Origin of the sequence: Kitasatospora sp. NBC_01539, from assembly GCF_045040525.1 — a bacterium.
GTDB lineage: Bacteria > Actinomycetota > Actinomycetes > Streptomycetales > Streptomycetaceae > Kitasatospora.
The window spans coordinates 5,261,089-5,287,169 of record NZ_CP109390.1 but is presented as its reverse complement, the minus strand read 5'-3'; the positions used below and the strand labels follow the sequence as shown (position 1 = coordinate 5,287,169).

General features: G+C 72.8%; 25 protein-coding genes. 11 read left to right on the top strand and 14 right to left on the bottom strand.

The genetic code is table 11. The features are described 5' to 3' along the window. Positions 1-71: 71 nt before the first annotated feature. Both OG335_RS22950 and OG335_RS22945 read left to right on the top strand, forming a co-directional pair. Positions 72-689, top strand: coding sequence for a VanZ family protein (locus OG335_RS22950; RefSeq protein ID WP_405013002.1), 618 nt, complete (start codon positions 72-74; stop codon positions 687-689). A 439-nt stretch (positions 690-1,128) separates the two neighbouring features. Further along, positions 1,129-1,311, top strand: a complete 183-nt coding sequence (locus OG335_RS22945; protein WP_405013001.1) for a PspC domain-containing protein — start codon at positions 1,129-1,131, stop codon at positions 1,309-1,311. 152 nt (positions 1,312-1,463) lie between these two features. Here OG335_RS22945 and OG335_RS22940 read toward each other — a convergent pair whose 3' ends face one another. The 3 genes from OG335_RS22940 to OG335_RS22930 form a co-directional block, all read right to left on the bottom strand. Then, on the bottom strand, positions 1,464-1,937 hold the full coding sequence (locus OG335_RS22940) for a hypothetical protein (protein WP_405013000.1): 474 nt from the start codon (positions 1,935-1,937) through the stop codon (positions 1,464-1,466). Positions 1,938-2,177: 240 nt separating this feature from the next. Next, positions 2,178-3,323 (bottom strand): adenosine deaminase, encoded by a 1,146-nt coding sequence (locus OG335_RS22935; RefSeq protein WP_405012999.1) that lies wholly within the window; start codon positions 3,321-3,323, stop codon positions 2,178-2,180. Positions 3,324-3,418: 95 nt separating this feature from the next. Beyond that, positions 3,419-4,375, bottom strand: a complete 957-nt coding sequence (locus tag OG335_RS22930; RefSeq protein WP_405012998.1) for a LysR family transcriptional regulator — start codon at positions 4,373-4,375, stop codon at positions 3,419-3,421. Positions 4,376-4,438: 63 nt separating this feature from the next. Here OG335_RS22930 and OG335_RS22925 point away from each other — a divergent pair, with 63 nt between their 5' ends. After that, entirely contained in the window at positions 4,439-5,770 is a 1,332-nt protein-coding gene (locus OG335_RS22925; protein ID WP_405012997.1) for an MFS transporter, read from the top strand. A 140-nt stretch (positions 5,771-5,910) separates the two neighbouring features. After that, positions 5,911-6,465, top strand: coding sequence for a Uma2 family endonuclease (locus tag OG335_RS22920; protein WP_405012996.1), 555 nt, complete (start codon positions 5,911-5,913; stop codon positions 6,463-6,465). 40 nt (positions 6,466-6,505) lie between these two features. Here OG335_RS22920 and OG335_RS22915 read toward each other — a convergent pair whose 3' ends face one another. The 8 genes from OG335_RS22915 to OG335_RS22880 form a co-directional block, all read right to left on the bottom strand. Then, positions 6,506-7,630: a GDSL-type esterase/lipase family protein gene (locus tag OG335_RS22915; protein WP_405012995.1), complete on the bottom strand. Its 1,125-nt coding sequence runs from the start codon at positions 7,628-7,630 to the stop codon at positions 6,506-6,508. A gap of 204 nt (positions 7,631-7,834) precedes the next feature. Further along, positions 7,835-9,112, bottom strand: a complete 1,278-nt coding sequence (locus tag OG335_RS22910) for a thymidine phosphorylase (RefSeq protein ID WP_405012994.1) — start codon at positions 9,110-9,112, stop codon at positions 7,835-7,837. A gap of 108 nt (positions 9,113-9,220) precedes the next feature. Next, positions 9,221-9,616, bottom strand: coding sequence for a cytidine deaminase (locus OG335_RS22905; protein WP_405012993.1), 396 nt, complete (start codon positions 9,614-9,616; stop codon positions 9,221-9,223). Next, positions 9,613-10,878, bottom strand: a complete 1,266-nt coding sequence (locus OG335_RS22900; RefSeq protein ID WP_405012992.1) for an ABC transporter permease — start codon at positions 10,876-10,878, stop codon at positions 9,613-9,615. Before OG335_RS22900 ends, OG335_RS22905 begins: the two co-directional genes overlap by 4 nt. After that, the gene (locus OG335_RS22895) at positions 10,875-12,026 is read right to left on the bottom strand and encodes an ABC transporter permease (protein ID WP_405012991.1); all 1,152 of its coding nucleotides are present in this window, start codon (positions 12,024-12,026) and stop codon (positions 10,875-10,877) included. Before OG335_RS22895 ends, OG335_RS22900 begins: the two co-directional genes overlap by 4 nt. Before the next feature lie 3 nt (positions 12,027-12,029). After that, positions 12,030-13,646 carry an ABC transporter ATP-binding protein gene (locus tag OG335_RS22890; RefSeq protein WP_405012990.1) on the bottom strand — a complete coding sequence of 539 codons (1,617 nt, stop codon included), beginning with the start codon at positions 13,644-13,646 and terminating at the stop codon, positions 12,030-12,032. A 271-nt stretch (positions 13,647-13,917) separates the two neighbouring features. Then, a complete protein-coding gene (locus tag OG335_RS22885) occupies positions 13,918-14,988 on the bottom strand; it encodes a BMP family protein (RefSeq protein WP_405012989.1) in 1,071 nt (356 codons plus the stop codon). Positions 14,989-15,281: 293 nt separating this feature from the next. Continuing rightward, positions 15,282-16,529: an amidohydrolase gene (locus OG335_RS22880; protein WP_405012988.1), complete on the bottom strand. Its 1,248-nt coding sequence runs from the start codon at positions 16,527-16,529 to the stop codon at positions 15,282-15,284. A gap of 330 nt (positions 16,530-16,859) precedes the next feature. Between OG335_RS22880 and OG335_RS22875 the strand changes: the two genes are divergently transcribed. The 6 genes from OG335_RS22875 (at position 16,860) to OG335_RS22850 (ending at position 22,170) form a co-directional block, all read left to right on the top strand. Next, positions 16,860-17,603, top strand: coding sequence for an SDR family oxidoreductase (locus tag OG335_RS22875; RefSeq protein ID WP_405012987.1), 744 nt, complete (start codon positions 16,860-16,862; stop codon positions 17,601-17,603). Between the two features lie 257 nt (positions 17,604-17,860). Then, positions 17,861-18,397, top strand: coding sequence for a 2-oxo-4-hydroxy-4-carboxy-5-ureidoimidazoline decarboxylase (locus tag OG335_RS22870; protein ID WP_405015488.1), 537 nt, complete (start codon positions 17,861-17,863; stop codon positions 18,395-18,397). Between the two features lie 345 nt (positions 18,398-18,742). Continuing rightward, the gene (gene sdhC, locus OG335_RS22865; protein WP_405012986.1) at positions 18,743-19,120 is read left to right on the top strand and encodes a succinate dehydrogenase, cytochrome b556 subunit; all 378 of its coding nucleotides are present in this window, start codon (positions 18,743-18,745) and stop codon (positions 19,118-19,120) included. Between the two features lie 6 nt (positions 19,121-19,126). Then, positions 19,127-19,618: a succinate dehydrogenase, hydrophobic membrane anchor protein gene (gene sdhD / locus OG335_RS22860; RefSeq protein ID WP_405012985.1), complete on the top strand. Its 492-nt coding sequence runs from the start codon at positions 19,127-19,129 to the stop codon at positions 19,616-19,618. Positions 19,619-19,654: 36 nt separating this feature from the next. Beyond that, entirely contained in the window at positions 19,655-21,397 is a 1,743-nt protein-coding gene (sdhA, locus tag OG335_RS22855) for a succinate dehydrogenase flavoprotein subunit (RefSeq protein WP_405012984.1), read from the top strand. Next, positions 21,397-22,170 carry a succinate dehydrogenase iron-sulfur subunit gene (locus OG335_RS22850; RefSeq protein WP_405012983.1) on the top strand — a complete coding sequence of 258 codons (774 nt, stop codon included), beginning with the start codon at positions 21,397-21,399 and terminating at the stop codon, positions 22,168-22,170. The genes sdhA and OG335_RS22850 overlap by 1 nt, the downstream gene beginning before the upstream one ends. A gap of 67 nt (positions 22,171-22,237) precedes the next feature. Here OG335_RS22850 and OG335_RS22845 read toward each other — a convergent pair whose 3' ends face one another. Beyond that, the gene (locus tag OG335_RS22845; protein ID WP_405012982.1) at positions 22,238-22,504 is read right to left on the bottom strand and encodes an SCO4848 family membrane protein; all 267 of its coding nucleotides are present in this window, start codon (positions 22,502-22,504) and stop codon (positions 22,238-22,240) included. 127 nt (positions 22,505-22,631) lie between these two features. Between OG335_RS22845 and OG335_RS22840 the strand changes: the two genes are divergently transcribed. Beyond that, on the top strand, positions 22,632-23,918 hold the full coding sequence (locus tag OG335_RS22840) for a D-alanyl-D-alanine carboxypeptidase family protein (protein ID WP_405012981.1): 1,287 nt from the start codon (positions 22,632-22,634) through the stop codon (positions 23,916-23,918). Between the two features lie 61 nt (positions 23,919-23,979). Here OG335_RS22840 and OG335_RS22835 read toward each other — a convergent pair whose 3' ends face one another. Together OG335_RS22835 and OG335_RS22830 are read right to left on the bottom strand one after the other, a co-directional pair. Beyond that, positions 23,980-24,864 carry a class I SAM-dependent methyltransferase gene (locus OG335_RS22835; RefSeq protein ID WP_405012980.1) on the bottom strand — a complete coding sequence of 295 codons (885 nt, stop codon included), beginning with the start codon at positions 24,862-24,864 and terminating at the stop codon, positions 23,980-23,982. 160 nt (positions 24,865-25,024) lie between these two features. Next, complete coding sequence (locus OG335_RS22830; RefSeq protein ID WP_405012979.1) at positions 25,025-25,936, bottom strand: YihY/virulence factor BrkB family protein; 912 nt, start codon at positions 25,934-25,936, stop codon at positions 25,025-25,027. Between the last annotated feature and the right edge of the window lie 145 nt (positions 25,937-26,081).

The following is a 26,081-nucleotide window of genomic DNA, read 5'->3' as shown; positions in this document are numbered from 1 at the left end:
CCCGCCGCGGAGGGTGCGTCCCTCCCGGTGTGCACCGACATGCCACCCTCACCAGCAGCGGGACCGGCACCGTGACCGATGGCGGTCGTCCCGGCGACGACGCACCGGCCGACCGGCCCTCGCCGCCGCCGGACGCCTTCCGCCCCGTGCGGGCGGTCGCACGACTGCTGCTGGTGGTCTACCCGGTGCTGCTCGCCGTGCTGGTGCTGCGCCCCAGCGGGGCGGGCTGGACGTACCCGGCGAACCTCACCCCGCTCGCCTCCGTCGACCGGGCACTGGCCCTCGGCGGCTCCGCCGGGGCCCGCCAGCTCGCCTCCGGACTGCTGCCGCTGGCCCCGTTCGGGGTGCTGCTGCCGCTCGCCGTCGGCCGCCTCGGCACCGCCTGGCTGCCGTCGTTCCTGCGCACCGCGGGCGGCACCGCGCTGCTCGCCACCGGGCTGGAGATCCTCAAGAGCTGGGCGCCCGGCCACGTGCTGAACGTCGACGACATCATCCTCGGCACCCTCGGTGCGGCCGTCTGCCACCTCGCGGTCGTCCCGGCCGCCCGGGCCCTGCTGCGGCTGCGCGGACGGTCACCGCGCGGCACCGCGCCCGACCGCCCGCGGGCGGGCGAGCGGGCAGTCGAGCGGGCGCCCCAGACCGCGCCCCTGGGCCGGTTCGGCCTGCCGGACACCGCACCGCGCCGCTGACCGCAGGCCGCAGGCCGCAGGCCGCCACCAGTGGCGCGGGCGGCCTCGGCGGCCTCCGGGTCGTCGCGCTCCCGCCCAGGCGGTCCGGACGGGCGGGAACTCGCGTATCCGGGCCGTGGACCGCACGACCGGCAGCCCCGCGCGGGTGACTTCGCGGTCGAGGCTGCCGGTCGGGGCCCACTCGACCGGCACGCCCGGAAGCGCAGGTGCGGGGCCGTCCGCAGGCGGCCCGTTCGGGGAGCCGGTCTCGGGGGCGGCGCCGGCCGGGCCCTCGGGGTCGGCCCCCGAGCCGACCCCGAGACGGTGCCCGGCCCACCCGGTGAGATGTCAGGGGCCTGGATCGGTATCGGGGCTGACGACCGGAGCGGCCCCGCCGAGCACGATGGAGTCATGCCCGCCGGAGAGACCGGCCGGGCCGCCGGACTCCGGGAGTCACGTCATGAGCAAGCTCGCCCGCCCCCGCCACAACCGCGTCATCGCCGGCGTCTGCGCCGGGCTGGGCAAGCGCTTCGGCCTGGCCCCCTGGACGGTGCGGATCATCTTCCTGGTCTCGTGCCTGCTGCCCGGCCCGCAGTTCCTGATCTACCTGGCGCTGTGGCTGCTGCTCCCGCAGGAGCCGTGAGCCACCGCAGCGCCAGGAGCCACCGGCCGTGAAGCACCGGCCGTGCACCACGGCGAGGGCCCGCCCCGGGGAATCGTCCCCGGGGCGGGCCCTCGCCGTGGTGCGGGCGCGGCAGGTGGTGCAGGTGCGGCGGGCGGTGCGGGTGCGGCGGGTCAGCCGCCGATGCCGGGCAGGCCACCGCCGGTGGCGCCGCCGAGGCCGCTGACGGTGCCGAGGACACCGCCGACCGGGGTCTTCTCCAGGCCCTGGGCGCCGGGCACGGGCGGCAGGGCGCGGTCCTGGGCGGCCGGGGCCGCCTCGGGGGCCGCCTCCGGCGCGACCTCCGGAGCCGCGGCGGGCGCCTCGGCGACCGGGGCGGCGGCGACGGGCGCGGGCGCGGCGGCGGGCGGCGTCAGCTTGCCGGCGACCTCGGGGTTGAGGGTGCCGACGGTCTGGGTGACCTCGTTGCCGCCGGGCACCTTCTGGACGGCACCGGGCACCGCACTGGTCAGGCCGGGGTTGGTCAGCGCGCTGGTCGGGAGCCCGAGCCCGCCCGGGGCGGCGGCGGAGGCGGTGCCGGCGGCTACGGCGGCGATCGCGACGCCGAGAGCGGCGGTGCCGGCGGCCTTCAGGGTTGCCTGCTTCATGCGTTGGTCCTCGTGTCCTCGTCGGTGCCCGTGATGCGGCCGCCTCGCGGCGCCCGAAGTCACACCGGGTCATCAGTGACTGGCACACCGTAGTGAGAACATCGAATGCGGATCAACGGAGCGTCACCCACAGGACTGAATAGTCGGACGATCGCAGGAGCGGCCGGGCAAGCCCGGGACGGACGGGACCGGGAAGCCAGGCCCGCCCGACCCCGGCCCCGCCCGGCTCAGGTGCCCGGCTCAGGCGCCGGCGAAGAGCCACTCCGCCTTGAGCTCGGCGTAGCCCGGCTTGATCACGTCGTTGATCATGGCGAGCCGCTCGTCGAAGGGCAGGAAGGCCGACTTCATCGCGTTGACGGTGAACCACTCCATGTCGCCCAGGGTGTAGCCGAAGGCCTCGACCAGGTGCCCGAACTCGCGGCTCATGCTGGTGCCGCTCATCAGCCGGTTGTCGGTGTTGACCGTGACGCGGAACTTCAGCCGGCTGAGCAGCCCGATCGGGTGCTCGCGGTACGAGGCGGCGGCGCCGGTCTGCAGGTTGGAGGTGGGGCACATCTCCAGCGGTACGCGCTTGTCGCGCACGTACGCGGCGAGCCGTCCGAGCTGCACGGAGCCGTCCTCGCCGACCTCGATGTCGTCGACGATGCGCACGCCGTGGCCGAGCCGGTCGGCGCCGCAGCACTGCAGCGCCTCCCAGATGGAGGGCAGGCCGAAGGCCTCGCCGGCATGGATGGTGAAGTGGTTGTTCTCGCCCTTGAGGTAGTCGAAGGCGGCCTGGTGGCGGGTGGGCGGGTGCCCCGCCTCGGCCCCCGCGATGTCGAATCCGACGACGCCCTGGTCGCGGAAGCGGTTGGCGAGTTCCGCGATCTCCGTCGAGCGGGCGGCGTGCCGCATCGCGGTGAGCAGGGTGCCCACCCGGATGCGGTGCCCCGCGGCGCGCGCGGCGGCCTCGCCGAGGCGGAAGCCCTCGTTGACGGCCTCGACGACCTCGTCGAGGGTGAGCCCGGCCTCCAGGTGCTGCTCGGGGGCGTACCGCACCTCGGCGTAGACGACGCCGTCGGCGGCGAGGTCCTCGGCGCAGTCGGCGGCGACCCTGACCAGCGCCTCGCGGGTCTGCATGACGGCGCAGGTGTGCGCGAAGGTCTCCAGGTAGCGGACGAGCGAGCCGGAGTCGGCGGCCTCGCGGAACCACGTGCCGAGCTTGGCCGGGTCGGTGGTGGGCAGGCCCTCGTAGCCGCAGGCGGCGGCGAGTTCGACGATGGTCTCCGGGCGCAGGCCGCCGTCGAGGTGGTCGTGCAGGAGCACCTTGGGCGCGCGGGCGATCTGGTCGGCGGTGGGGATGCGGGGGCCGGTGGTGCCCGCGGTGGCCGGGATCTGCTTCTCCATTGCGGGAGTGTAGCTCCTACGCGCGTAGATTCCTACTCCCTCCGCCCGTGTCGCACCGCCGCTCGCTTCGTCTGTCGCGCCGCCGGGGCGGGCGTTCAGTCGTGCGTCAGCAGACGGCCCCGGCGCGACAGCACGAAGTCGCGGAACGCCGCCGCCGGCGGGGTCAGCGGCCGGCCCGCCACCCACGCCAGCCCGATCGCCCGACGGGTCCGCGGCGCCGTCACCTCCAGCTCCACCACCCCCGGGCGCGGCACCAGCGCGGGCGGCAGCAGCGCCACCCCCAGCCCGGCCGCGACGAGCCCGCGCAGGGTCTCCGCCTCCTCGCCCTCGAAGGCGATCCGCGGCACGAACCCGGCCTCGGCACAGAAGCCGTCCGTGATCACCCGCAGCCCGTAGCCCTCCTCCACCGCGACGAACGGTTCCTCGGCCACCTCGGCCAGCCGGATCCGGCGGCGGGACGCCAGCCGGTGGTCGGCCGGCACCACCAGGTGGAGCCGCTGTTCGTCGAGCGGGCGCGCCGTCAGGTCCGGCGTGTCGGGCAGCGGCGAGACGAGGCACAGGTCGAGCTCACCCGCCCGCAGCCGCTCCAGCATCGCCGCCACGTAGTCCTGCACCAGCTGGAACCGCACCCGCGGATGCGACTCGCGGAAGCCCCGCAGCAGTCCCGGCACCGCCTCCGTCCCCATGGTGTGAAGGAAGCCGAACGCCACGCGGCCGGCCGCCGGGTCGGCCTCCGCCCGGACCGCCTCCGCGCCCCGTTCCAGCTCGGCCAGCGCCCGCTCCACCGAGGCCAGCAGCAGCCGGCCCGCCCGGGTCAGCCGCACGGCGCGGCCCTGACGGGCCAGCAGGTCGACGCCGAGCTCCGCCTCCAGCCGCGCGACCGCCCGCGAGAGGGTGGGCTGCGGCATGCCCAGCAGCTGGGCCGCCTGGGTCACGTGCTCCAGCCGGGCCACCGCCGCGAACTGCGCCAACTGCGGTGTGAGCCGCGCCACGGGCGAGTCGGGGCCGAGCTCCGCCGGGCGGAGCGGCGGTGAGCTGCCGTCATGCGTCATGGCATCGATTCTCCATCATTCATGTATTGGACGCATCAGCCGGGCGGGGCCTAGCGTCGTCGCATGACGCCTGCCAGTACCGGGGCATCCGCAGCCACGCTGCCGGGTGCCCTCACCTCGCCGCACCCCGCCGCCACCGACGCCGCCCTCGCCACCGCGGCCGCCGCCGAGCCCGCCGCCGCACCGGACACCCGGCACCGGCCCGGCGACCGCTCCTTCCGCCGCGCCAACCTCGCCCTCTTCGCCGCGGGCGTGGCCACCTTCGTCCTGCTGTACTCCACCCAGGGCCTGCTGCCGATCCTCTCCGCCGACCTCGGCCTGACCCCGGGCCAGGCCAGCTGGACGGCGTCCGCGGCCACCCTCGGCCTCGCCCTGGCCCTGCTGCCGGCGAGCGCGCTCTCCGACCGGTACGGCCGGACCGCGGTGATGACCTTCTCGACCGTGTCGGCGGCCCTGCTCGCCCTCGCCCTGCCGTTCGCCCCCGACCTCACCACCCTCGTGGTGCTCCGGGTGCTGCAGGGCGCCGCGCTCGCCGGACTGCCCGCCACCGCCATGGCGTACCTCGCCGAGGAGATCCACCCGAGCGCCCTGGCCTCGGCGATGGGCCTCTACGTGGCGGGCAACTCGATCGGCGGGATGAGCGGGCGGCTCGTCTCCGGCTGGGCCGGCGCCGCCTGGGGCTGGCGCTGGGGCCTGGCGACCTCGGCGGTGCTCGCGATCCTCGCCGCACTGGCCTTCCGCGCCCTGATCCCCGCGGCCCGGCAGTTCACCCCGTCCCGGATCGACCTGCGCACCCTCGGCCGCACGGTCGGTACCCACCTGCGCAACCCGCTGCTGCTGCGGCTGTACGCGCTCGGGATGCTCTTCATGGCCGTCTTCGGCGCCGTCTACAACACCGTCGGCTACCGGCTGACCGCAGCGCCGTTCGACCTGCCGCAGTCGCTCGCCGCGTCGATCTTCGTCGTCTACCTGGTCGGCACCGCGTCCTCGGCCTCCGCCGGCCTGCTCGCCACCCGGCTCGGCCGGCGCGGCGCGCTGTACGTCGCCATCGGTGTCACCACCGCGGGGCTGCTGCTCTCGCTGGCGGGCTCGCTCGTGGCGGCGCTGCTCGGCCTGGTGCTGATCACCGCGGGCTTCTTCGCCGGTCACGCCACCGCCTCGTCCTCGGTCGGCCGCACCGCCTCACACGGCCGCGCCCAGGCGTCCGCGCTCTACCTGATCGCCTACTACCTGGGCAACAGCCTCGGCGGCACCCTCGGCGCCGACGCCTACCACGCGGGCGGCTGGTCCGGCGCGGCCGCCGTCGGCCTGGTGGCGATGGTGCTCGCCTCCGGGGTCACGCTCTACGCGACCCGGCGGGCCGTGGTCGAGCGGCGCGCCCTCGCGACGGGCTGACCCGCCGGGACGCCCCGCGGACCCGTGCCGCGGACCCGTGCCGCGGCCGGCCGACGGAGGACGTCGGCCGGCCGCGGCAGGCGGGGCCGCCCCGGTGCACGGGCGGCCCCGCCGACCACGACGACGGATACACTCCGGCCATGAGCATCGATCCGGCCGTGTACGCCCGGCTCAGGGAGATCGCCGACCACCTTCCGCAGGTGCCGGGCATCGGCAAGATAGAGATCGCGAACGGCGAGATCGTCATGATGATGTCGCCGGTGAAGCGACACGAACTGGCCGTTCACAGGATCGCCGGCCAGCTCAACGGGCAACTACCGACAACGCATCCGGGCTACCTGGCGCACCCCGGCGCCGATCTGGAGGACGCCGGGCTGGGCCGCCTTCGCTGCCCGGACCTCATGGTCTTCCCGGAGGCGACGCTGGAGGGCGAGCAGCCCGCGGTGCTCCCTCACGAAGTGCTCCTCGTCGTCGAGATCGTCTCGAAGTCCAACCCCGAGAACGACTACGAGGGCAAGGTCCGCGACTACGCCGCGATGGGCATCCCGCTCTACCTGCTCGTCGACCCGCGCAAGGGCACCGGCCTCGTCCACGACCTGCCCGGCTACACCTCGCGGACACCGTTCGCCTTCGGCGACACCGTGACCGTCGGTCCCTGGCGGATCGACACCTCCGTTCTGCTGACGTACGCCTGAGCCCCTGCGGCACGACGGGCGCGCCGCAGGGGCCGCGCCGTCAGGCCGGGGTGCAGGTGAGGGCGGGGGTGCCCGGGGTGGACGCGGCGGAGACGAGGTAGCCGAAGGCGGTGGTGGCGCCGGCGGCGAGCGTGCCGTTCCACGCGGCGTTGCGGACGGTCGTCCCGTCGGCGGCGAGGGTGCCGCTCCACAGCTGGGTGATCTTCTCGCCGCCGCCGTAGGCGACGCCGACCGTCCACCCGGCGATCGGCGCCGAACCGTTGTTGCGGACCGTCACCTCGCCCTGGCCGCCGCCCTGCCAGCTGCCGACGGGCTTGAAGGTGGCGGTGCAGCCGCCCACCGGCACGGTCGGGCTCGGGCTCGGCGTGGGCGAGGACGAAGGCGAGGGGGACGGCGACGGGGAGGTGGACGACGACGGGGACGGCGAGGGCGAGGGTGAGGACGTGCCGCCGGTGAGCAGCCCGGCGAGCGCCGGGTACCAGCGGTCGGCCATCTTCACGTCGCCGGAGGCGTTGGGGTGCACGCCGTCGTAGGTGTCGGTGGCGGTGCTGAAGCCCGTCCACTGGTCGACGACGACGACGGGCGACCGCGTGGTGCCGTGTTCGGCCGCCCAGCCGGGGATGACCGCGTTGAGCGCCTCGGCGCGCTGGGCGCACTCGGCGCAGGTGCTGGGGTTCATCGGGATGATCTTGGCGACCAGCAGCTTCGTGTCCGGGTTGGCGGCCCGCATCTGGTCGAGCAGCGTGCTGTAGGCGGCGAGGATGGTCGCCGGGGCGATGTTGCTCCAGACGTCGTTCGTGCCGAAGTGCATGAGGACGATGTCGGGCCGGGTGGCGGCGAGCCAGGCCGGCAGCTGGTTCTGCGAGGCGACGTTGGTGACCAGGAGGCCGCCGTGCCCCTCGTTGTCGCCGTCGTACGACACGGAGCAGCCCTGCGGTCCGAGGGTGCCGACGAAGTCGGTGTTCGTGTAGCCGGCGGTCTGGAGCTTGTTCCAGAGCAGGGCGCGCCAGCAGCCGGGCGAGCCGGTGATGGAGTCGCCGAGCGGCATGATCCGGACGGGGGTCGCGGCGACGGCGGCCGAGGCGGTGTCCGCGGGATGGACGACGGCGAGGGCGAGGAGCAGGGACCATAAGACGAGGACGGCGCCGAACACGTTCTTCTTCATCGATGACCTCCAGCAGGTGGGCCGGTGGGAAGGGGTGCGCGCCGCCGCGAATCCGTGGGAGCGCTCCCACTCACGGCTTCACGGCGGCGCGCACGCCTATGAACCCACCCCCGTCCGCGAACCGTCAAGACATGTGCACGACCGCGGCCGGTCACGGCCGCGCCCCCGTACACCTGCCGGGTGCACGGGGGCGCGGGCGCGGGGTCAGGCGATGCGGTCGAGCACGATCGGGGCCGGCGTGAACGCCGTGCCGGCCGGTGCCACGCCGATGCCGTCCTTCAGCGCCTCGATCGCGTAGTCGAAGCGCTCGGGGGTGTCGGTGTGCAGGGTGAGCAGCGGCTGCCCGGCGGTCACGGTGTCGCCCGGCTTGGCGTGCATCTCGACGCCCGCGCCCGCCTGCACCGGGTCCTCCTTGCGGGCGCGGCCCGCGCCGAGGCGCCAGGCGCAGACGCCGACGGCGTACGCGTCGAGCTCGGTGAGCACGCCGGAGGCGGGCGCGGTGACCACGTGCCGCTCGCGGGCGACCGGCAGCGGGGCGTCCACGTCGCCGCCCTGGGCGCTGATCATGCGGCGCCAGTGGTCCATCGCGGATCCGTCGCGCAGGGCGTCGGCCGGGTCCTTGCCGCGCACGCCGGCCGCGTCGAGCATCTCGCGGGCGAGCGCCAGGGTGAGCTCGACGACGTCCGCCGGGCCGCCGCCGGCGAGCACCTCGACCGACTCGCGGACCTCCAGGGCGTTGCCCGCGGTGAGGCCGAGCGGGGTCGACATGTCGGTGAGCAGGGCGACGGTGTTGACGCCCGCGGCCTTGCCGAGGCCGACCATCGTGCGGGCGAGCTCCCGGGCGTCGGCGAGGTTCTTCATGAACGCGCCGGAGCCGACCTTCACGTCCAGGACGAGCGCGCCGGTACCCTCGGCGATCTTCTTGGACATGATCGACGAGGCGATCAGCGGGATCGCCTCGACGGTGCCGGTGACGTCGCGCAGGGCGTACAGCTTCTTGTCGGCGGGGGCGAGGCCGTCGCCCGCCGCGCAGATGACGGCTCCGGCGTCGCGCAGGGTCTGCATCATCTCGTCGTTGGAGAGCAGGGCGCGCCAGCCGGGGATCGACTCCAGCTTGTCGAGGGTGCCGCCGGTGTGGCCGAGGCCGCGGCCGGAGAGCTGCGGGACGGCGGCGCCGCAGGCGGCGACCAGCGGGGCGAGCGGCAGGGTGATCTTGTCGCCGACACCGCCGGTGGAGTGCTTGTCGGAGGTGGGCACGCCCAGGGCGGAGAAGTCCATGCGGACGCCCGAGCGGATCATCGCGTCCGTCCAGCGGCTGATCTCGCGGAGGTTCATGCCGTTCAGCAGGATCGCCATGGCCAGCGCCGACATCTGCTCGTCGGCGACCTCGCCGCGGGTGTAGGCGTCGATCACCCAGTCGATCTGGGAGTCGGTCAGTTCACCGCGGTCGCGCTTTGTCCGGATGACGGAGGGGGCGTCCATGGGATCTCCAAGAGGGTGTGGCAGGTGCGGGAGAGAAGCGAAGAGTGCCGCGGCGGGCCCTGGTCAGGGGCCCTCCGCGACACTCTACGCGCGTAACAAGCGGAGCTGCTAGAGCCGCTCCGGCCCGAAGGCGTCCGGCAGGACCTCGTCCATGGTCTTCACCCCGGACGGCAGGTCCACCAGCAGTCCGGGCCCGCCGTGCTCGTAGAGCAGCTGCCGGCAGCGGCCGCACGGCATCAGCAGCTCGCCCGCGCCGTCGCAGCAGGTGAAGGCCGTCAGCCGGCCCCCGCCGCCCGCGTGCAGCGCGGAGACCAGGCCGCACTCGGCGCACAGGCCGAGTCCGTACGAGGCGTTCTCCACGTTGCAGCCGGTGACGATCCGGCCGTCGTCGACCAGGGCCGCCGCCCCCACGGGGAACTTGCTGTACGGCGCGTAGGCCTGGGCCATGGCCGTCCGGGCGGCGGCCCGGAGCGTCTCCCAGTCGGGTGCGGGCGCGGTGGTCACTTGCCTTCGCCCTTGCGGTAGATCTGGCCGTCCGCCTTGGGCATGCGCAGTCGTTGCGCGGCGAGTGACAGCACGACGAGCGTGATGACGTACGGCGTCGCGACGATGAGCGGGCGCTCCACCGAGTCGGTGGTGGCGTACCAGAGTCCGAGGCCGCCGCCGACCACCAGGCTGATGACCGCGGTGGTGTACTTCCGGCGGTAGCCGTGCCACATGGCCAGCAGGCCCATGGCGATGGCGATGACGAGCAGCAGCACGTGCACGTTGTCGGCGTCGCGCAGCTGGAGGCTGTCGGTGAAGCCGAACAGGCCGGCGCCGACGGCGAGGCCGCCCGGCATCCAGTTGCCGAAGATCATCGCCGCGAGGCCGATGAAGCCCCGGCCCTGCGTCTGACCGTCCTTGTAGAAGTGCGCCGCGACCAGCGACAGGTACGCGCCGGCGAGGCCGGCGAACGCGCCCGAGCTGACGACCGCGTAGTACTTGTACTTGTAGACGTTGACGCCCAGCGACTCGGCGGCCGTCGGGTTCTCGCCGCACGACCGCAGCCGCAGGCCGAAGACCGTGCGCCAGAGCAGGAAGTAGCTGGCGACGATCAGCACGGCGGCGATCACGATGACCACGGACAGGTTGGTGACCAGGCCGCCGAGGATGCCGGCCACGTCGGACACCAGGAACCAGTGGTGGGTCTCGACGTCCTTGAGGAAGGTCGACAGCCCGGGGATCGTGATGCTCGGCAGCGAGTCGGCCGGGGGCGACTGGTTGGCCCCGGCGCCGTCGGCGACGTAGTCCTTGTAGTAGATCCGGTTGACGTAGGCGCAGATGCCGGGGATCAGCAGGTTGATGCCGACACCGGAGACGATGTGGTCGACGCCGAAGGTCACGGTCACCAGGGCGTGCAGCAGACCGCCCAGCGCGCCGCCCGCCATGCCGGCCAGCAGGCCGGCCCACGGGTTGACCAGGAAGCCCACCCAGGCACCGCAGAAGGTGCCGGCGACCATCATGCCTTCGAGGCCGATGTTGACCACGCCGGCCCGCTCCGACCACAGACCGCCGAGACCGGCCATCGCGATCGGCACGGCGGAGCCGAGCGCGGCGCTGATCTGGCCCGACGCGGTCAGGCCGTGGTTGCCGGTCGCCGCGCCGACGGCGGAGACCAGCACGAGGGCCCCGGCGATCAGCAGCAGCACGACCGGCCAGGTGATACGGGACTTCTTCGCGGGGGCGCCCGGCGTCTTCGGCCGGGCGGCGGTGGCGGTGCTCACGCGGCAACCTCCTTGTTGGCGGCGGCCGCGGCCTGCGCGGCAAGCTCGGCGCCGACCTTCTGCTGCTGGCGCTTCAGGCCGTAGCGGCGCACCAGCTCGTAGGCGACGACGACGCAGATGACGATGGTGCCCTGCATGACCTGGACGATCTCCTGGGGGTAGTCGCCCTGCAGCGGGAGCTGCGTGCCGGAGACGTCCAGGAAGGCGAAGAGCAGCGCCGAGAAGGCGATGCCGATCGGGCTGTTGCGGCCGAGCAGGGCGACCGAGATGCCGATGAAGCCGAGGTTGAGCTGGATGCTCTGACCGAAGTAGAAGGAGCTCTGCAGCAGCTCCGGGATGCCGATCAGGCCGGCCAGCGCACCGGAGACCGCCATGCTGGTGATCACCATGCGCCGGACGTTGACGCCGGAGGCCTTGGCCGCGCTCTCGGAGCGGCCGGTGGCCCGCAGGTCGAAGCCGAAGCGGGTGCGGGTCAGGGTGAACTGGAACACCACGCCGATCAGCACCGCGACGAAGATGAAGCCCCAGAGCGTGCCGCCGGCCGTCTCGATCGAGAAGAAGTGGCTGGACTGCGAGACCGGGTCGGTCTGGATCGAGTTCGCGTTGGCGCTCTTCGACGGGGCGAACCGGCCCGGGATGAGGAGCAGGCCGACGACCGCCGTCGCGATGGCGTTCAGCATGATGGTCGAGATGACCTCGCTGACGCCGCGGTAGACCTTCAGCAGGCCGGCGATGCTCGCCCACAGGCCGCCGACGACCATGGCGGTCACCAGCAGCAGCGGGATCTGCAGGATCGCCGGGAGGTCGACCTGGCTGCCGACGAACGCGGCGAAGAGCACACCGAGGCGGTACTGCCCCTCGACGCCGATGTTGAAGAGGTTCATCCGGAAGCCGAACGCGGCCGCGCAACCGGCGATGTAGTACACCGTGGCGCGGTTCAGGGTCAGCACCTGGCCGTCCGAGGCGGTGCCGTAACGGATCATCACGTCCCAGGCGTCGAACGGGTCCTTGCCCGAGACAGCCAGCAGGGTCGAACAGATCACCACGGACAGCAGGACGGCCAGCACGGGGGCGGCGAGGCCGAGAAGGATCTTCTCGCCGTCGAACCGGTCGGTGAACGAGCGCTTGGCGGGGGTGGGACTGGTCATGGGTTACTCCCCCGCCTGGTCGTCGTCGGCGGTGTCGGTGGTCTCGGCCTGGGCGTCGGCGCTCCCGGCGGAGGCGTCCGGGGCGTCCCCGGTCTGCCGGCCGTCGGCGGCGAGCGCCCGGTCCTCGGCGACGGCCTCGGGCTCGGACTCGATGTGGCCGCGGGCGGCACCGGTCATCGCGGTGCCGAGGTCCTCGGCGGTCACGGTGGCCGGGTCGGCGTCCGCGACCAGGCGGCCGCGGTAGATCACCCGGATGGTGTCGGAGAGGCCGATCAGCTCGTCCAGGTCGGCGGAGATCAGCAGCACCGCGAGGCCCTCGCGCTGCGCGCCGCGGATCTGCTCCCAGATCTGGGCCTGGGCGCCGACGTCCACACCGCGGGTGGGGTGGGCGGCGACCAGGAGCTTGGGCTTGTGGCTCATCTCGCGGCCGATGATCAGCTTCTGCTGGTTGCCGCCGGAGAGGGAGGCCGCGGTGACCTCGATGCCGGGGGTGCGGACGTCGTACTCCTCGACGATCCGCTGGGTGTCCTTGCGGGCGCCCGCGGGGTCGAGCAGCACGCCCTTGGAGTTGGGCGGCTCGGTCACGTGGCCCAGGACCCGGTTCTCCCAGAGCGGCGCCTCCAGCAGCAGGCCGTGGCGGTGCCGGTCCTCGGGGATGTAGCCGATGCCGGCCTCGCGGCGGGCGCGGGTGAGCTGCCGGGTCAGGTCGACGCCGTCGAGGACGACGGCACCCCCGTCCAGCGGCAGCATGCCCATGATGGCCTCGACGAGCTCGGCCTGGCCGTTGCCCTCGACGCCGGCGATGCCGAGGATCTCGCCCTTGCGGATGCGCAGCGAGATGTCGTCGAGGACGACGCGCTCGATGCCCTCGGCGTCGGTCTTGGCGATGCGCAGGCCGTCGACGCGGAGCATCTCGGTGTCGGTGACGGTCGACTCGCGGCTCCCCGGGGAGGGCAGCTCGGCGCCGACCATGAGCTCGGCGAGCTGCCGGGCGGTGACGGTCTTCGGGTCGGCGTCGCCGACCGTGGTGCCGCGGCGGATGACGCTGATCGCGTCGGCGACCGCGAGCACCTCGTGCAGCTTGTGCGAGATGAAGATGACGGTGACGCCCTCCGCCTTCAGCTCCCGGAGGTTGCCGAAGAGCGCGTCCACCTCCTGCGGCACGAGGACGGCGGTGGGCTCGTCGAGGATCAGGGTGGTGGCGCCGCGGTAGAGGACCTTGAGGATCTCGACGCGCTGCCGGTCGGCGACGCCGAGGTCCTCGACCATGGCGTCCGGGCGCACGCCCAGGCCGTACTGGTCGGAGAGCTCCTGGATCTTCGCCTTGGCCCTGGCTCCTATGCCGTGGAGCTTCTCGCCGCCGAGAACGATGTTCTCCCAGACGGTGAGGTAGTCGGCGAGCATGAAGTGCTGGTGCACCATGCCGATGCCGAGGGCGATGGCGTCGGCGGGGGTGTTGAGCTGGACCTGCTTGCCGTTGACGGCGATGGTGCCCTCGTCCGGCTTCTGCATGCCGTAGAGGATCTTCATCAGGGTGGACTTGCCGGCGCCGTTCTCACCCATGAGGGCGTGCACGGTGCCGCGTCGCACGGTGATGTCGATGTCGTGGTTGGCCACCACGCCGGGGAAGCGCTTGGTGATGCCGCGCAGTTCGACGGCCGGTGTCGCCGTCCCCGCGCTGGGGGTGCCGCCCTCGTCGAGGGCGGGGTCGGAAGCGGTGATGGCGAGCTCCTGTGGTCGTCGTGCGCACCGTTGCGCCGGAGTGCCGGTATCGGGGGTGGGAACGGGTGGGGCCCGGCGGGGCGCGTCGCACGCGCCCCGCCGGGCCCTCCGGTGCTGTTCGTCGGCCCCGGTGTCACCGCCGGGCAGTGGCGGTGCTCAGGGCTCCGGATCAGCTCTCCGGGGTGGTGGGGATCTTGGTGGCGCCGGAGGTGATCTGCTGGGTGGCGGCGTCCAGCTTGGGCTGGATGTCCTTCAGGAACCCGCCGGTCTGCGAGAGCGAGACACCCTCGGACTTGAGGTCGAAGTTCTTGACGCCGGTCAGCGGGTTGCCTTCCTTGTACGCCTTGATGTAGTCGAAGACCGCGACGTTCACGTTCTTGACCATCGAGGTGAGGATGCTCGCCTCGTACTTCTTCAGCGCGGGCTGCTTGGCCTGGTCGGAGTCGACGCCGATGGCCCACTTGCCCTTGCTGCCGGCGATGGCCTCGATGGCGCCGTTGCCGGAGGAGCCGGCCGCGCTGTAGATGACGTCCGCGCCCTTGTCGAGCTGGCCGAGGGCGGCTTCCTTGCCCTTGCCCGGGTCGTTGAAGCCGCTGAAGTCCGGCGGAGTGGTGAGGTACGTGGTCTCGACGACGACGCTCGGGTCGACGGACTTGGCGCCCGCCTTGTAGCCGGCCTCGAACTTCTTGATCAGCTCGGACTGCACGCCGCCGATGAAGCCGATGTGCTTGGCCTTGCTCTTGGAGGCGGCGGCGACGCCGGCGAGGTACGAGCCCTCCTGCTCCGAGAAGGTCAGCGAGGTGACGTTCGACGGCTGGGTGTCGGACGCCGAGTCGATGATCGCGAACTTGACGTTCGGGTTCTCCTTGGCGACCTTCTCGACGGCGGCCTGGTAGACGAAGCCGACGGCGATGACCGGGTTGAAGCCGGCGCCGACCAGGGACTTGAGGCGGGCCTCCTTGTCGGCCTCGGCCTCACCGGTCTTGGCCTCGGCCTCGGTGACCTGGACACCGAGCTCGTCCTTGGCCTGGTCGAGGCCACGGGCGGCGGAGTCGTTGAACGACTGGTCGCCACGGCCGCCGATGTCGTAGGCCATGCCGACCTTGACGCCGGAGGCGCCGGAGGCGCCCGAGGCGCCGGGGGTGGGGTTGTCGGTGCTCTTTGCGCCGCAAGCGGCGAGCGAGGCAATGCTCAGGGAACCCGAGAGCACGACCGCGGCGAGCTTCAGTGAACGGCGCAAGGGAGTATCTCCTTCTCACACACCCGTATGGCGTGGTCGAGCGCCACCGTAACGCGCGTAGAACACGGTTGTGTTACGGGCTGCGGGGGCATTCGGGTTGTTACCAAAACGTGGTCATCCGCCCGGTCGGAGCCGAGCGGACCGCCACCTTCGTCCAACTCGAAGTCACGGCCGGGTGGTATCGGGTGTCCACCCTACGCCCGACCGGCCCCGGGCTACGGAAGCCGCGCCTTCCGGGGTCCGTTCGGGCACGCCGGACACCCGCACGGCCCTGTCGACCGCGGCGCGGCGGATCAGACCCGGCCGTGCTCCAGGGCCAGCGCGCAGAAGAGCTCCACGCCGACGGCGATCGCCCGCTCGTCCACGTCGAACCGGCCCTGGTGGAGGTCGCGGACCCCCTTCTCGTGCGGCCCGCGGACCCCGAGCCGGGCCAGCGCGCCCGGCGCGTGCTCCAGGTACCAGGAGAAGTCCTCGCCGCCGAGGCTCTGCTCGGTGTCCTCGACCACCGGGCCGCCGCCGTCCGCGAAGCGCGCGGTCATCGCCCGCTCCAGCTGGGCGATCGAGACCTGCTCGTTGACCACCGGCGGCACCCCGCGGTGGTAGTCGAGGGTCCACTTCGCCCGGTGGGTCTCGGCGATCCGGGCGATGAGCTCGTCCAGCACCTCGGGCGCCTCCCGCCAGCCGTCCAGCTCCAGGCAGCGCACGGTGCCCTCCAGCTCGGCGTGCTGCGGGATGGCGTTGGGCGCGGAGCCGGCCGCGATCCGGCCGAAGACCAGGCTCACGCCCCAGCGCGGATCCATCCGGCGGCCGAGCGCGGCGGGCAGGTCGGCCGCCATCCGGGCGACGGCGGTGACGAGGTCGGTGGTCAGGTGCGGACGGGCGGTGTGGCCGCCGGGCCCGTCCAGGGCCAGCAGCAGCCGGTCGCACGCCGAGGTGATCGCGCCGACCTTCAGCCCGACCCGGCCGACCTCGACCTTGGGGTCGCAGTGCACCGCGAAGATCCGGCCGACGCCCTCCATGCCGCCCGCCTTGATCACGTCGAGCGCACCGCCGGGCATGACCTCCTCGGCGGGCTGGAAGATCAGCCGCACCGGCTGCCGCAGCTCTCCCGTCCGGGCGGCCTCCGCCAGCACCAGGGCGGTGCCCAGCACGACCGCGGTGTGCACGTCGTGGCCGCAGGCGTGCGCCCGCCCGGGCAGGGTCGAGCGGTACGGCACGTCGGTCTTCGCGTCGTCGATGGGCAGCGCGTCGATGTCGGCCCGGAAGGCCAGCAGCGGCGTGCCCGCGGGGGTGCCCGGCGGCACGATGTCGACGGTCATCCCGGTGCCGCCCGGCAGTACCCGGGGCTGCAGCCCGGCCCCGGTCAGCCGCTCCCCCAGCAGCCGCGTCGTCCGGAACTCCTGCCGGCCCAGTTCGGGGTGTCGGTGGAGGTCACGGCGGAAGGCGATCAGCTCGGCCTCGTGGGCCCGTACGCGGGCGCGGAGGTCCGGGCCGGGGCGGACGGCGGTGGCGGCCCGATCGGCGGGCTGAGGATCGTTCACCTCAACAAGAGTAGGCCGGTGGAGGGGATTTGGCCCGCCTTCCCACGAATCGGTGACCCGATCGGTGCATGGCGGCCGTCCGACTGGGTATGACATTCCGATTCAGCCGCCTTCCCCGGTGGTCCCCGCCCAGTGCAACGAGTCCCGCCGCCGGCGGACACGGCAGCCTGCTCCGGGCGGGGCCGACACGCCGTCAGCGGCACCCCCTCCCGACGCCTCCTCCCGACGCCTCCTCCCGACGCGGCCCGCAGCGCCGGGCGCGCCCGCGGGCCGCGCCGGACCGGTTGAGATGATCGGGGCCGCAGACCGGACTTCTCCCTGGGAGTGGCAATGACCGAGCAGAAGGTGGCCGTCGTCACCGGCGCCAGCAGCGGGATCGGTGCCGCGACGGCACGACGCCTCGCCGCCGACGGATTCGACGTGGTGGTGACCGCACGCCGCACCGACCGGATCGAGGCGCTCGCCAAGGAGATCGGCGGCCGCGCCCACACCCTGGACGTCACCGACCGGGCCGCCGTCGACGCCTTCGCCGCCGAGGTCGGCCGGGTCGACGTCCTGGTCAACAACGCCGGCGGGGCGCTCGGCGCCGAGAGCGTGGAGCACGGCGACCCGGCCGACTGGCGGACGATGTACGAGGTGAACGTGATCGGCGTGCTGCACGTGACGCAGGCGCTGCTGCCCGCGCTGCGCGCGACCGGCGACGGCACCGTGCTGGTGCTCTCCTCGACGGCGGCGTTCGCCGCGTACGAGGGCGGCGGCGGCTACGTCGCCGCCAAGCACGCCGCGCACACGATCGCGGCGACGCTGCGGCTGGAGCTGTGCGGGGAGCCCGTCCGGGTGATCGAGATCGCGCCCGGCATGGTGCGGTCCGAGGGCTTCGCGGTGACCCGCTTCCGCGGTGACGAGGACAAGGCGGCGGCGGTCTACGCGGGCGTCGCCGAGCCGCTGACCTCGGAGGACATCGCGGACACCGTCTCCTGGGCGGTCACCCGGCCGTCGCACGTCAACATCGACCTGCTCGTCGTCCGGCCGCGCGCCCAGGCCGCGAACCACAAGGTGCACCGGGAGCTCTGACCTGCCCGGTCAGGGGGAGGGAGCTGTCGAATAAGTGTCAACGTCACAACTTGATAGCTCGTTCGAGTGAATTCTGCGCGCTCCCTCCCCAACTGATGAGTACTCAACTACCTTGATGGCGCTGCACGGGCGACATGTCCGACGCCCGGCTCGTCCCGCTTTCCCTCGGTACGTCGCGCAACCTCACAGCACCTACCTTTCGTCTCTGGAGCATCCCCCCTTCCTGCCCTCACAAGGAGGATCCGCTGACCAGTGACATCTCGCCGCAGCGCCGCGACGCCGCGACGGATCCGTCCCTGCTCGGGCTGCACCGCTTCAACGAGGCCGACACCGGCGCGGCCGAAGAAGCCCTGCTCGCCTGCTGCGGAAGTCACCGCTGGGCCCTGCGCCTCACGGCCCACCGGCCCTACCCCGACATAGAGTCCCTCCTGGCAGCCGCCAGCGAGGCGTCCTACGACCTCCGCCCCGCCGACCTCGCCGAGGCCCTGGCGGACGAGAGCTGGATGCCGCAGCCCCTGCTCGGCATGCGCGCCCCGGGCAGCCAGGCCGCGCACACCGCCCTCAGGGCCGCCCACGCCGCGTACGAGGCCAGGTTCGGCCACGTCTTCGTGGTCTGCCTGGAGGGGGTGGCGCCGGAGGAGATGCTCGACACCGTCCTCAGCTCCATCCGCACCCGGCTCGCCAACGACCGGGACGAGGAACGGCTCGTCGCGTCCGACGAGCTCCGCCGGATCGCCCTGGTCCGGCTCTCGCACCTGGTCTCCCGACACTCCGCGGAGGCCGCCGCCCACTAGGGCACGTCTCCGTGCAGGTCCGAGCCCGCACCCCCCGACGCCCGCACCCGGCCCTGCCGCCCGGTGCGGGCGTCGGCGTTTCCCGCGCCCCCGCGGCCGGGGCCCTTCGCCCGACTCCCGGCGACCGGCGACCGGCGACCGGCGACCGAGAGTGACATTCGATGACGCTGCGCAGCCATTCCCTCGCGCATTAGGCCGTGCGTGCCTGATTGATCACACCTGCGCCCCCCGGAGGCCGGGGGGCACCGGGCGTCGATAGGATGCCAGCGGCCGGTGGACCGTACCCGGCCGGGCTGACCGACACCGAAGCCGGCCGAGCCCCCGATCGCTTCCGGAGGGTTTTCCGTGCCGGCTGGAACGCTGTACCGCGGCCGGGAAGGCATGTGGAGCTGGGTGGCTCACCGAGTCACCGGCGTCCTCATTTTCTTCTTCCTGTTCGCCCACGTCCTCGACACCGCACTCGTGCGCGTGTCCCCGCAGGCGTACGACACCGTCATCGAGACGTACAAGACGCCCCTCGTGAACCTGATGGAGTACGGCCTCACCGCCGCCATCCTGTTCCACGCGCTGAACGGCCTGAGGCTGGTCGCCGTCGACTTCTGGTCGAAGGGCGCGAAGTACCAGAAGCAGATGCTCTGGTCCGTCGTCGGCGTCTGGGTCGTCCTGCTGGCAGGCGCCTTCTACCCCATCCTGCAGCACACTCTTCGCACGTGGTTCGGGTGATCCTCAATGGCTTCTGACACCACCGACCGTCTGGTCGTCCCGTCCGTGCACGCCCACACGGGCCAGGGCCTGGGCACCGGCAACCCCGCCGACGCGTTCGTCGTCGAGCCCGCCCGCACCCGCACCAAGCGGTCGCCGCGCCGCACCCGCACCAACTTCGAGATGCTCGCATGGCTGTTCATGCGCCTCTCGGGCGTGGTGCTGGTCGTCCTGATCCTCGGCCACCTGCTGATCATGCTGGTGCTCGACGGCGGCGTCTCCAAGATCGGCTTCGCCTTCGTGGCCGGCCGCTGGGCCTCGCCGTTCTGGCAGGGCTGGGACCTGCTGATGCTGTGGCTGGCCATGCTCCACGGCTCCAACGGCATGCGAACCGTCATCAACGACTACGCCGAGAAGGACAGTACTCGTCTCTGGCTGAAGACCCTGATGGGCGTCGCCACGGTGTTCACCGTGCTGCTCGGCACCCTGGTGATCTTCACCTTCGACCCGAACATCTAGTCGGTATCGAACTCAAGGACGAGGCGACACATCCCCATGCAGATTCACCAGTACGACACCGTCATCGTCGGCGCCGGTGGCGCAGGCATGCGCGCGGCGATCGAGTCGACGCAGCGCAGCCGCACCGCGGTGCTGACCAAGCTCTACCCCACCCGGTCCCACACCGGCGCGGCCCAGGGCGGCATGTGCGCCGCCCTGGCCAACGTCGAGGAGGACAACTGGGAGTGGCACACCTTCGACACGGTCAAGGGCGGTGACTACCTGGTCGACCAGGACGCCGCCGAGATCATGTGCAAGGAGGCCATCGACGCCGTCCTCGACCTGGAGAAGATGGGTCTCCCCTTCTCCCGGACCGACCAGGGCCGCATCGACCAGCGCCGCTTCGGCGGCCACTCGCGCAACCACGGCGAGGCGCCCGTCCGCCGCTCGTGCTACGCGGCCGACCGCACCGGCCACATGATCCTCCAGACGCTGTTCCAGAACTGCGTCAAGCACGGTGTCGAGTTCTTCAACGAGTACTACGTCCTCGACCTGCTGATGAACGAGGGCAAGACGTCCGGCGTCGTCGCCTACGAGCTCGCCACCGGCGAGATCCACATCTTCCAGGCCAAGGCCGTGGTGTTCGCCTCCGGCGGCACCGGCAAGATGTTCAAGGTCACCTCGAACGCCCACACCCTCACCGGTGACGGCCAGGCCGTGGCGTACCGCCGGGGCCTGCCGCTGGAGGACATGGAGTTCTTCCAGTTCCACCCGACGGGCATCTGGCGCATGGGCATCCTCCTCACCGAGGGCGCCCGCGGCGAGGGCGGCATCCTCCGCAACAAGGACGGCGAGCGCTTCATGGAGCGCTACGCGCCCGTCATGAAGGACCTCGCCTCCCGCGACGTCTGTTCGCGCGCCATCTACAGCGAGATCCGCGAAGGCCGCGGCTGCGGTCCGGAGGGCGACCACGTCTACCTGGACCTCACGCACCTCCCGCCGGAGCAGCTGGACGCCAAGCTGCCCGACATCACGGAGTTCGCGCGCACCTACCTCGGCATCGAGCCCTACACGGACCCGATCCCGATCCAGCCCACCGCGCACTACGGCATGGGCGGCATCCCGACCAACGTCGAGGGCGAGGTGCTGAGGAACAACACCGACGTCGTCCCCGGCCTGTACGCCGCAGGCGAGGTCGCCTGCGTCTCCGTGCACGGCGCCAACCGCCTGGGCACCAACTCGCTGCTGGACATCAACGTGTTCGGCCGCCGCGCGGGCCTCGCCGCCGCCGAGTACGCCGCGAACAACGACTTCGTGCCGCTGCCGGAGAACGCCGAGGCGCTCGTCCAGAACATGGTCGACGGCCTCCGCGAGTCGACCGGCACCGAGTCCGTCGCGCAGATCCGCAAGGAGCTGCAGGAGTCCATGGACGCCAACGCGTCCGTGTACCGCACCGGTGACACCCTCAAGCAGGCCGTCGCCGACATCGCGCTGCTGCGCGAGCGGTACAAGAGCGTCTCCATCCAGGACAAGGGCTCGCGGTTCAACACCGACCTGCTGGAGGCCATCGAGCTGGGCAACCTGCTCGACCTGGCCGAGGTGCTGGTCGTCTCCGCGCTCGCCCGCGAGGAGTCGCGCGGCGGCCACTACCGCGAGGACTTCCCGACCCGCGACGACGTGAAGTTCATGCAGCACACCATGGCGTACCAGGAGGTTGCCGCGGACGGCACCACCTCGATCCGCCTCGACTACAAGCCGGTCGTGCAGACCCGCTACCAGCCGATGGAGCGTAAGTACTGATGAGCACTCCGACCGTGGAGCAGCACTCGGCCGCTCTCGACGCGGCAGAAGCGGGCGCCACCGCGCTGATCACCGTCACCCTCCGGATCCGCCGGTTCAACCCGGAGGAGCACCCGGACCCGGTGTGGGTCGACTACCAGCTGGAGATGGACCCGAAGGAGCGCGTCCTCGACGCCCTCAACAAGGTCAAGTGGGAGCAGGACGGCACCCTGACCTACCGCCGTTCCTGTGCGCACGGCATCTGCGGCTCCGACGCGATGCGGATCAACGGCCGCAACCGGCTGGCCTGCAAGACCCTGATCAAGGACGTCAACCCCGAGAAGCCGATCACCGTCGAGGCCATCAAGGGCCTCGCGGTCCTCAAGGACCTGATCGTCGACATGGACCCGTTCTTCCAGGCGTACAAGGACGTCATGCCGTTCCTGGTCACCAACGGGAACGACCCGACGCGTGAGCGCCTGCAGTCGCAGGAGGACCGCGAGCGGTTCGACGACACCACCAAGTGCATCCTGTGCGCCGCGTGCACGTCGTCCTGCCCGGTGTTCTGGAACGACGGCCAGTACTTCGGCCCGGCCGCGATCGTCAACGCGCACCGCTTCATCTTCGACTCGCGCGACGAGGGCGCGGAGCAGCGCCTGGAGATCCTGAACGACCGTGAGGGCGTGTGGCGCTGCCGCACCACCTTCAACTGCTCGGAGGCCTGCCCGCGCGGCATCGAGGTCACCAAGGCCATCGCCGAGGTGAAGCGCGCGCTGGTCACCCGTCGCTTCTGACGCTTCGGCAGCAACGCCCGAGGGCCCGTCCGGTCGGTACCGGACGGGCCCTCGGGCGTTGTGCGGCTCAGGCCTCCGAGGCGGCGCCGGCGGCACCGGAGCGGGCCCGCAGGCCGCGGACGCCGACGGCGCCGACCAGCACGCCCAGCAGCAGCGAGGTGACGGCGAGCACCAGGTGCACCCAGAAGAAGGCGGTCGGCCGGGAGTGGTCGCCGTCGAGGAAGGCCTGTCCGCCGGAGTCCTTCCAGAGGTTCTTGACGAAGGTCGTCCAGATGATCAGGGACCACACGCCGAAGGCGGTGAGGAACCAGGAGGTACGGCGGCTGAGCGTCATCGGGCATTCCTTCGCGGACGTCGGGTGCTGCCCGTCCAGTATGCGCGGCCCGGGTGGGCGCACCCGTTCGGGGGGAGTTGGACGGCGTCCGGGCGGCGCGGTCCCGCGCCGCGGGTACGTTCCCCCCATGCTGATCACCCGTCACCTCGTGTCCCGGTGCGCCGTCGCGGCCGCCGCCGGCCTGATCGGCCTCACCCCGGCCGCCGCCGCGGCCCGCCCCCAGTCCGCCGGCGAGGCGGTGGGCGGCGAGCGGCTGGGCCGGTCCGGCGTGCAGGTCGCGCCGCAGTCGGGGGCTCCGGCGCTGCCGGGCGGCCTGTCCGGCCGGTCCTGGGTCGTCGCGGACGGCACCACCGGCGACGTCCTGGCCTCCTACAACGCGCACCTGCAACTGCCGCCGGCGTCGACCCTGAAGATGCTGTTCGCCGACACGGTGCTGCCCAAGCTCGACCGCGACGCCGTGCACCGGGTCGCCCCCGAGGAGCTCACCGGGCTCGGCGCGGGCAGCAGCCTGGTGGGCATCAAGGAGGACCTCGACTACAGGGTGGAGGACCTCTGGCGGGGCGTCTTCCTCAGTTCCGGCAACGACGCGGTGCGGGTGCTCGCCCACATGAACGGCGGGATCGACCGCACGGTCGCGCAGATGCAGGCCCGGGCGGAGTCCCTGCAGGCCCGCGACACGCACGTGGTCACCCCGGACGGCTACGACCAGGACGGCCAGCTCTCCTCGGCGTACGACCTCACGCTGTTCGCCCGGGCCGGGCTGCGCAACGCGGACTTCCGGGCGTACTGCTCCACCGTCGACGCGCAGTTCCCCGGCGCGGTGGACCGGGCCACCGGGCAGCGCGGGAGCTTCGGGATCGCCAACACCGACCGGCTGCTCGGCAAGTACCAGGGCCTCATCGGGGTGAAGAACGGCTACACCACGAACGCCGGCTCGACCTTCACCGGGGCGGCGGAGCGGGACGGCCGGCTGCTGATCGTGACCGTCATGCACCCCACGACGTACCAGAAGGTGTACGACGAGACGGCGGCCCTGCTGGACTGGGGCTTCGCCGCGGCGGACCGGGTCGCGCCGGTGGGCGAGCTGGCCGAGGACACCTCGGCCGTGGCCGTCGCACCGTCGGCGGCGCCGCAGCCGAACCCGGTGCCGGACACGGCCGGGTCGGCGTCGCCCGACCCGCAGCACTCCGTCGCGGCGGCCCCGCCGCAGCCCGCTCCGGCCGTGGCGGCCGGACCGGGGCGCGAGCCGGCCGGGCGGCGGGGCGGCACGGCCGGGCTGATCGCCGGGGGGCTCTGCGCGGTCGCCGGGGTGATGGCGCTGCTGCGGCTGCGCGGGCGGCGGGCCGCCCGGCCTTCGCTGGGGCCGGCGCTGCGGCGGTGGGCGGGCGCCGCCGGTTCGGTGCGGCGCCGCTGAGCACCCGGACGGCCCCGCCGCGGCGGGGCCGTCCGTCGGAGGAGGCCGCCGGGGGAGGCCGTCAGCGGGGGCCGCGGGCCCGGGCGGCGCCGAGCGCGCGGCGGGCGGCGCGGGTCGCGATGGGCGGCAGCACGTCGAGGGCGATGCGGCGGGCCGTGGAGCGGTGCGGCACGGTCCGGCCGGCCGCGGCCGCACGGGCGGCGGGCTGCGGGCCGTCCCAGGCGAGCCGGTGGCAGGTGTGGCCGGCGATCATCTCGTCGTCCATCCGGAAGCCCTCGCCGCGCCAGTCGCGGGCGAGCAGGTCGGCCTGGACGGCCTCGGCGTCGCCCCAGGTGCCGTAGAACTTCTCCGGGGTGAGGCAGACCGGCTTGAGGCCGAGCACGAAGACCGCCTCCCAGACGGCGGCGGCCACGCCGGGGGTGTGGGCGGCACGGTAGTCGTCGAGGGCGATCACGCCGTTCTCGGCGAGGACGTCGCGGGCGACGAGGATGTCGCCGGCGACGTGCTCGTAGAGGTGCGAGGCGTCGACGTGGACGAAGCGGCAGGAGCCGGCGGGGATGCGGCCGTCGGCGAGCACCGAGGTCGGCGCCTGGACGACGGTGGGCAGCTCGGGGTGGAACGCGAGGTAGTTGGCCTCGAAGGCGGTCCGGGTGAGGGTCCTGCGGTACGACATCGCCATCTCGGCGGAGTTGTCGTCGTCCGGCGCGTCGGAGTCGAAGAGGTCGCAGACGGTGAACCGCTCGCCGGGCCGCAGGTGGCTGCCGAGCAGGATGGCGCTGCGGCCGAGGTAGGCGCCGAGCTCCAGCAGGTCACCGGTGGTGCCGGCGGCGGTCTGGCGGTCCAGGAGCCAGCTGAAGACGTCCTGGTCAGCCTTCCAGAACCATCCCGGGACGTCGTCCGGCGTGCGCGGGACGGGGGTGGCTTCGGCGGTGTCGACGCTGGTCACGAGGCGCTCCTGGGGTGGCTGCGGAGAGGGTTCACGGTGCGGAGCCGCCGACGGCGGGGGTGTGCCGTCGCCCCCGCACCGGATGAGATCCGAATGATCTCCGGATGAGAAGTAGGCGTGATCCTAGTCACATCCGATTGTGCCCGACAGAGCGCCGTCGTCACTTCTCGGCGGACGCCTCGATCAGCCGCCCGCCTTGCTCACGGGCGCGTTCCCGGGCGGCGGCGGGGTCGTCCAGGGCCGTCCAGGCGGCGCAGTAGAGCAGCAGCCGGGCGACGAAGTCGATCCACAGAAGAAGGGCGACGGGTACGCCGAACGCGCCGTAGAGGCTTCGCCCGGCGACCGAGCCGAGGTACGAGGAGAGCAGCACCTTGAGGACCTCGAAGCCGACCGCGCCGATCAGCGCGCCCTCCGCGACGGCGCGCCGCCGCTGTCCGGTGATCCGCGGGAAGGGCGCCAGCAGGTAGGCGAAGAGGAGGAGGTCGGCGGCGACGGCGATGACGAAACCGGCCAGCGTCAGCAGGACCCGGCCGGGTGCACCGGTCAGGCCGATCGCGTCGGCGAGCCGGCGGGCCAGGGTGGTGGCGCCCGCGGAGGCGGCGAGCGAGAGGAGGCAGACCGCGCCGAGGCCGGCCAGGACGACGCAGTCCCAGGCCTTGCGCAGGACGGCGTTGCCGGGCACCTCGGGCAGCCGCCAGACGGTGCGGATCGCGCCGCGCATCGTCTCGACCCAGCCGAGGCCGGAGATCAGCAGCAGGACGCCGCTGATGACGCCGACGGTGGCGGCGTTGGCGACCAGGGCGTCGAGGTCGAGGGAGTCGGCGAGGCCGGCGGCCTGCTCCTCGATCTTCTTCTGGAGCTCGTCCACGCGGGCGTCGGTGAGCGTCGCGGCGGCGATCGCGAGCGCCACGGTGAGCAGCGGGAACAGCGCCAGGAAGCCGAAGAACGTGACCGAGCCGGCCAGCCGGTTCTCCTGGGTGTCGGTGAAGAGCCCGTACGCCCGCCAGGCGCGGCTCCGCATCAGGCGGGCCGCGATCGGCCCGATCACCGGGAGCCGGACGAGGAAATCCACGGGCAAGTCCCCCGTATCACCTGGAAGCGCGATGGACCGCTCCTGTATACCGCGAGGTCAGCGCCGTATCCGGGCGCCGCACGGCGCGGCGCCCCGGCGACCCCTGTGCGGCCCAGAGAGCGGCTCAGTGCGGCCGGCGGGGACG

Excerpts from the sequence above, each read along its gene's own strand:
- OG335_RS22945 (WP_405013001.1), top strand. The coding sequence starts at position 1,129 with ATGAGCAAGCTCGCCCGCCCCCGCCACAACCGCGTCATCGCCGGCGTC.
- OG335_RS22940 (WP_405013000.1), bottom strand. The coding sequence starts at position 1,937 with ATGAAGCAGGCAACCCTGAAGGCCGCCGGCACCGCCGCTCTCGGCGTC.
- OG335_RS22935 (WP_405012999.1), bottom strand. The coding sequence starts at position 3,323 with ATGGAGAAGCAGATCCCGGCCACCGCGGGCACCACCGGCCCCCGCATC.
- OG335_RS22930 (WP_405012998.1), bottom strand. The coding sequence starts at position 4,375 with ATGACGCATGACGGCAGCTCACCGCCGCTCCGCCCGGCGGAGCTCGGC.
- OG335_RS22925 (WP_405012997.1), top strand. The coding sequence starts at position 4,439 with ATGACGCCTGCCAGTACCGGGGCATCCGCAGCCACGCTGCCGGGTGCC.
- OG335_RS22920 (WP_405012996.1), top strand. The coding sequence starts at position 5,911 with ATGAGCATCGATCCGGCCGTGTACGCCCGGCTCAGGGAGATCGCCGAC.
- OG335_RS22915 (WP_405012995.1), bottom strand. The coding sequence starts at position 7,630 with ATGAAGAAGAACGTGTTCGGCGCCGTCCTCGTCTTATGGTCCCTGCTC.
- OG335_RS22910 (WP_405012994.1), bottom strand. The coding sequence starts at position 9,112 with ATGGACGCCCCCTCCGTCATCCGGACAAAGCGCGACCGCGGTGAACTG.
- OG335_RS22895 (WP_405012991.1), bottom strand. The coding sequence starts at position 12,026 with ATGACCAGTCCCACCCCCGCCAAGCGCTCGTTCACCGACCGGTTCGAC.
- OG335_RS22875 (WP_405012987.1), top strand. The coding sequence starts at position 16,860 with ATGACCGAGCAGAAGGTGGCCGTCGTCACCGGCGCCAGCAGCGGGATC.
- sdhD (WP_405012985.1), top strand. The coding sequence starts at position 19,127 with ATGGCTTCTGACACCACCGACCGTCTGGTCGTCCCGTCCGTGCACGCC.
- sdhA (WP_405012984.1), top strand. The coding sequence starts at position 19,655 with ATGCAGATTCACCAGTACGACACCGTCATCGTCGGCGCCGGTGGCGCA.
- OG335_RS22850 (WP_405012983.1), top strand. The coding sequence starts at position 21,397 with ATGAGCACTCCGACCGTGGAGCAGCACTCGGCCGCTCTCGACGCGGCA.
- OG335_RS22845 (WP_405012982.1), bottom strand. The coding sequence starts at position 22,504 with ATGACGCTCAGCCGCCGTACCTCCTGGTTCCTCACCGCCTTCGGCGTG.
- OG335_RS22840 (WP_405012981.1), top strand. The coding sequence starts at position 22,632 with ATGCTGATCACCCGTCACCTCGTGTCCCGGTGCGCCGTCGCGGCCGCC.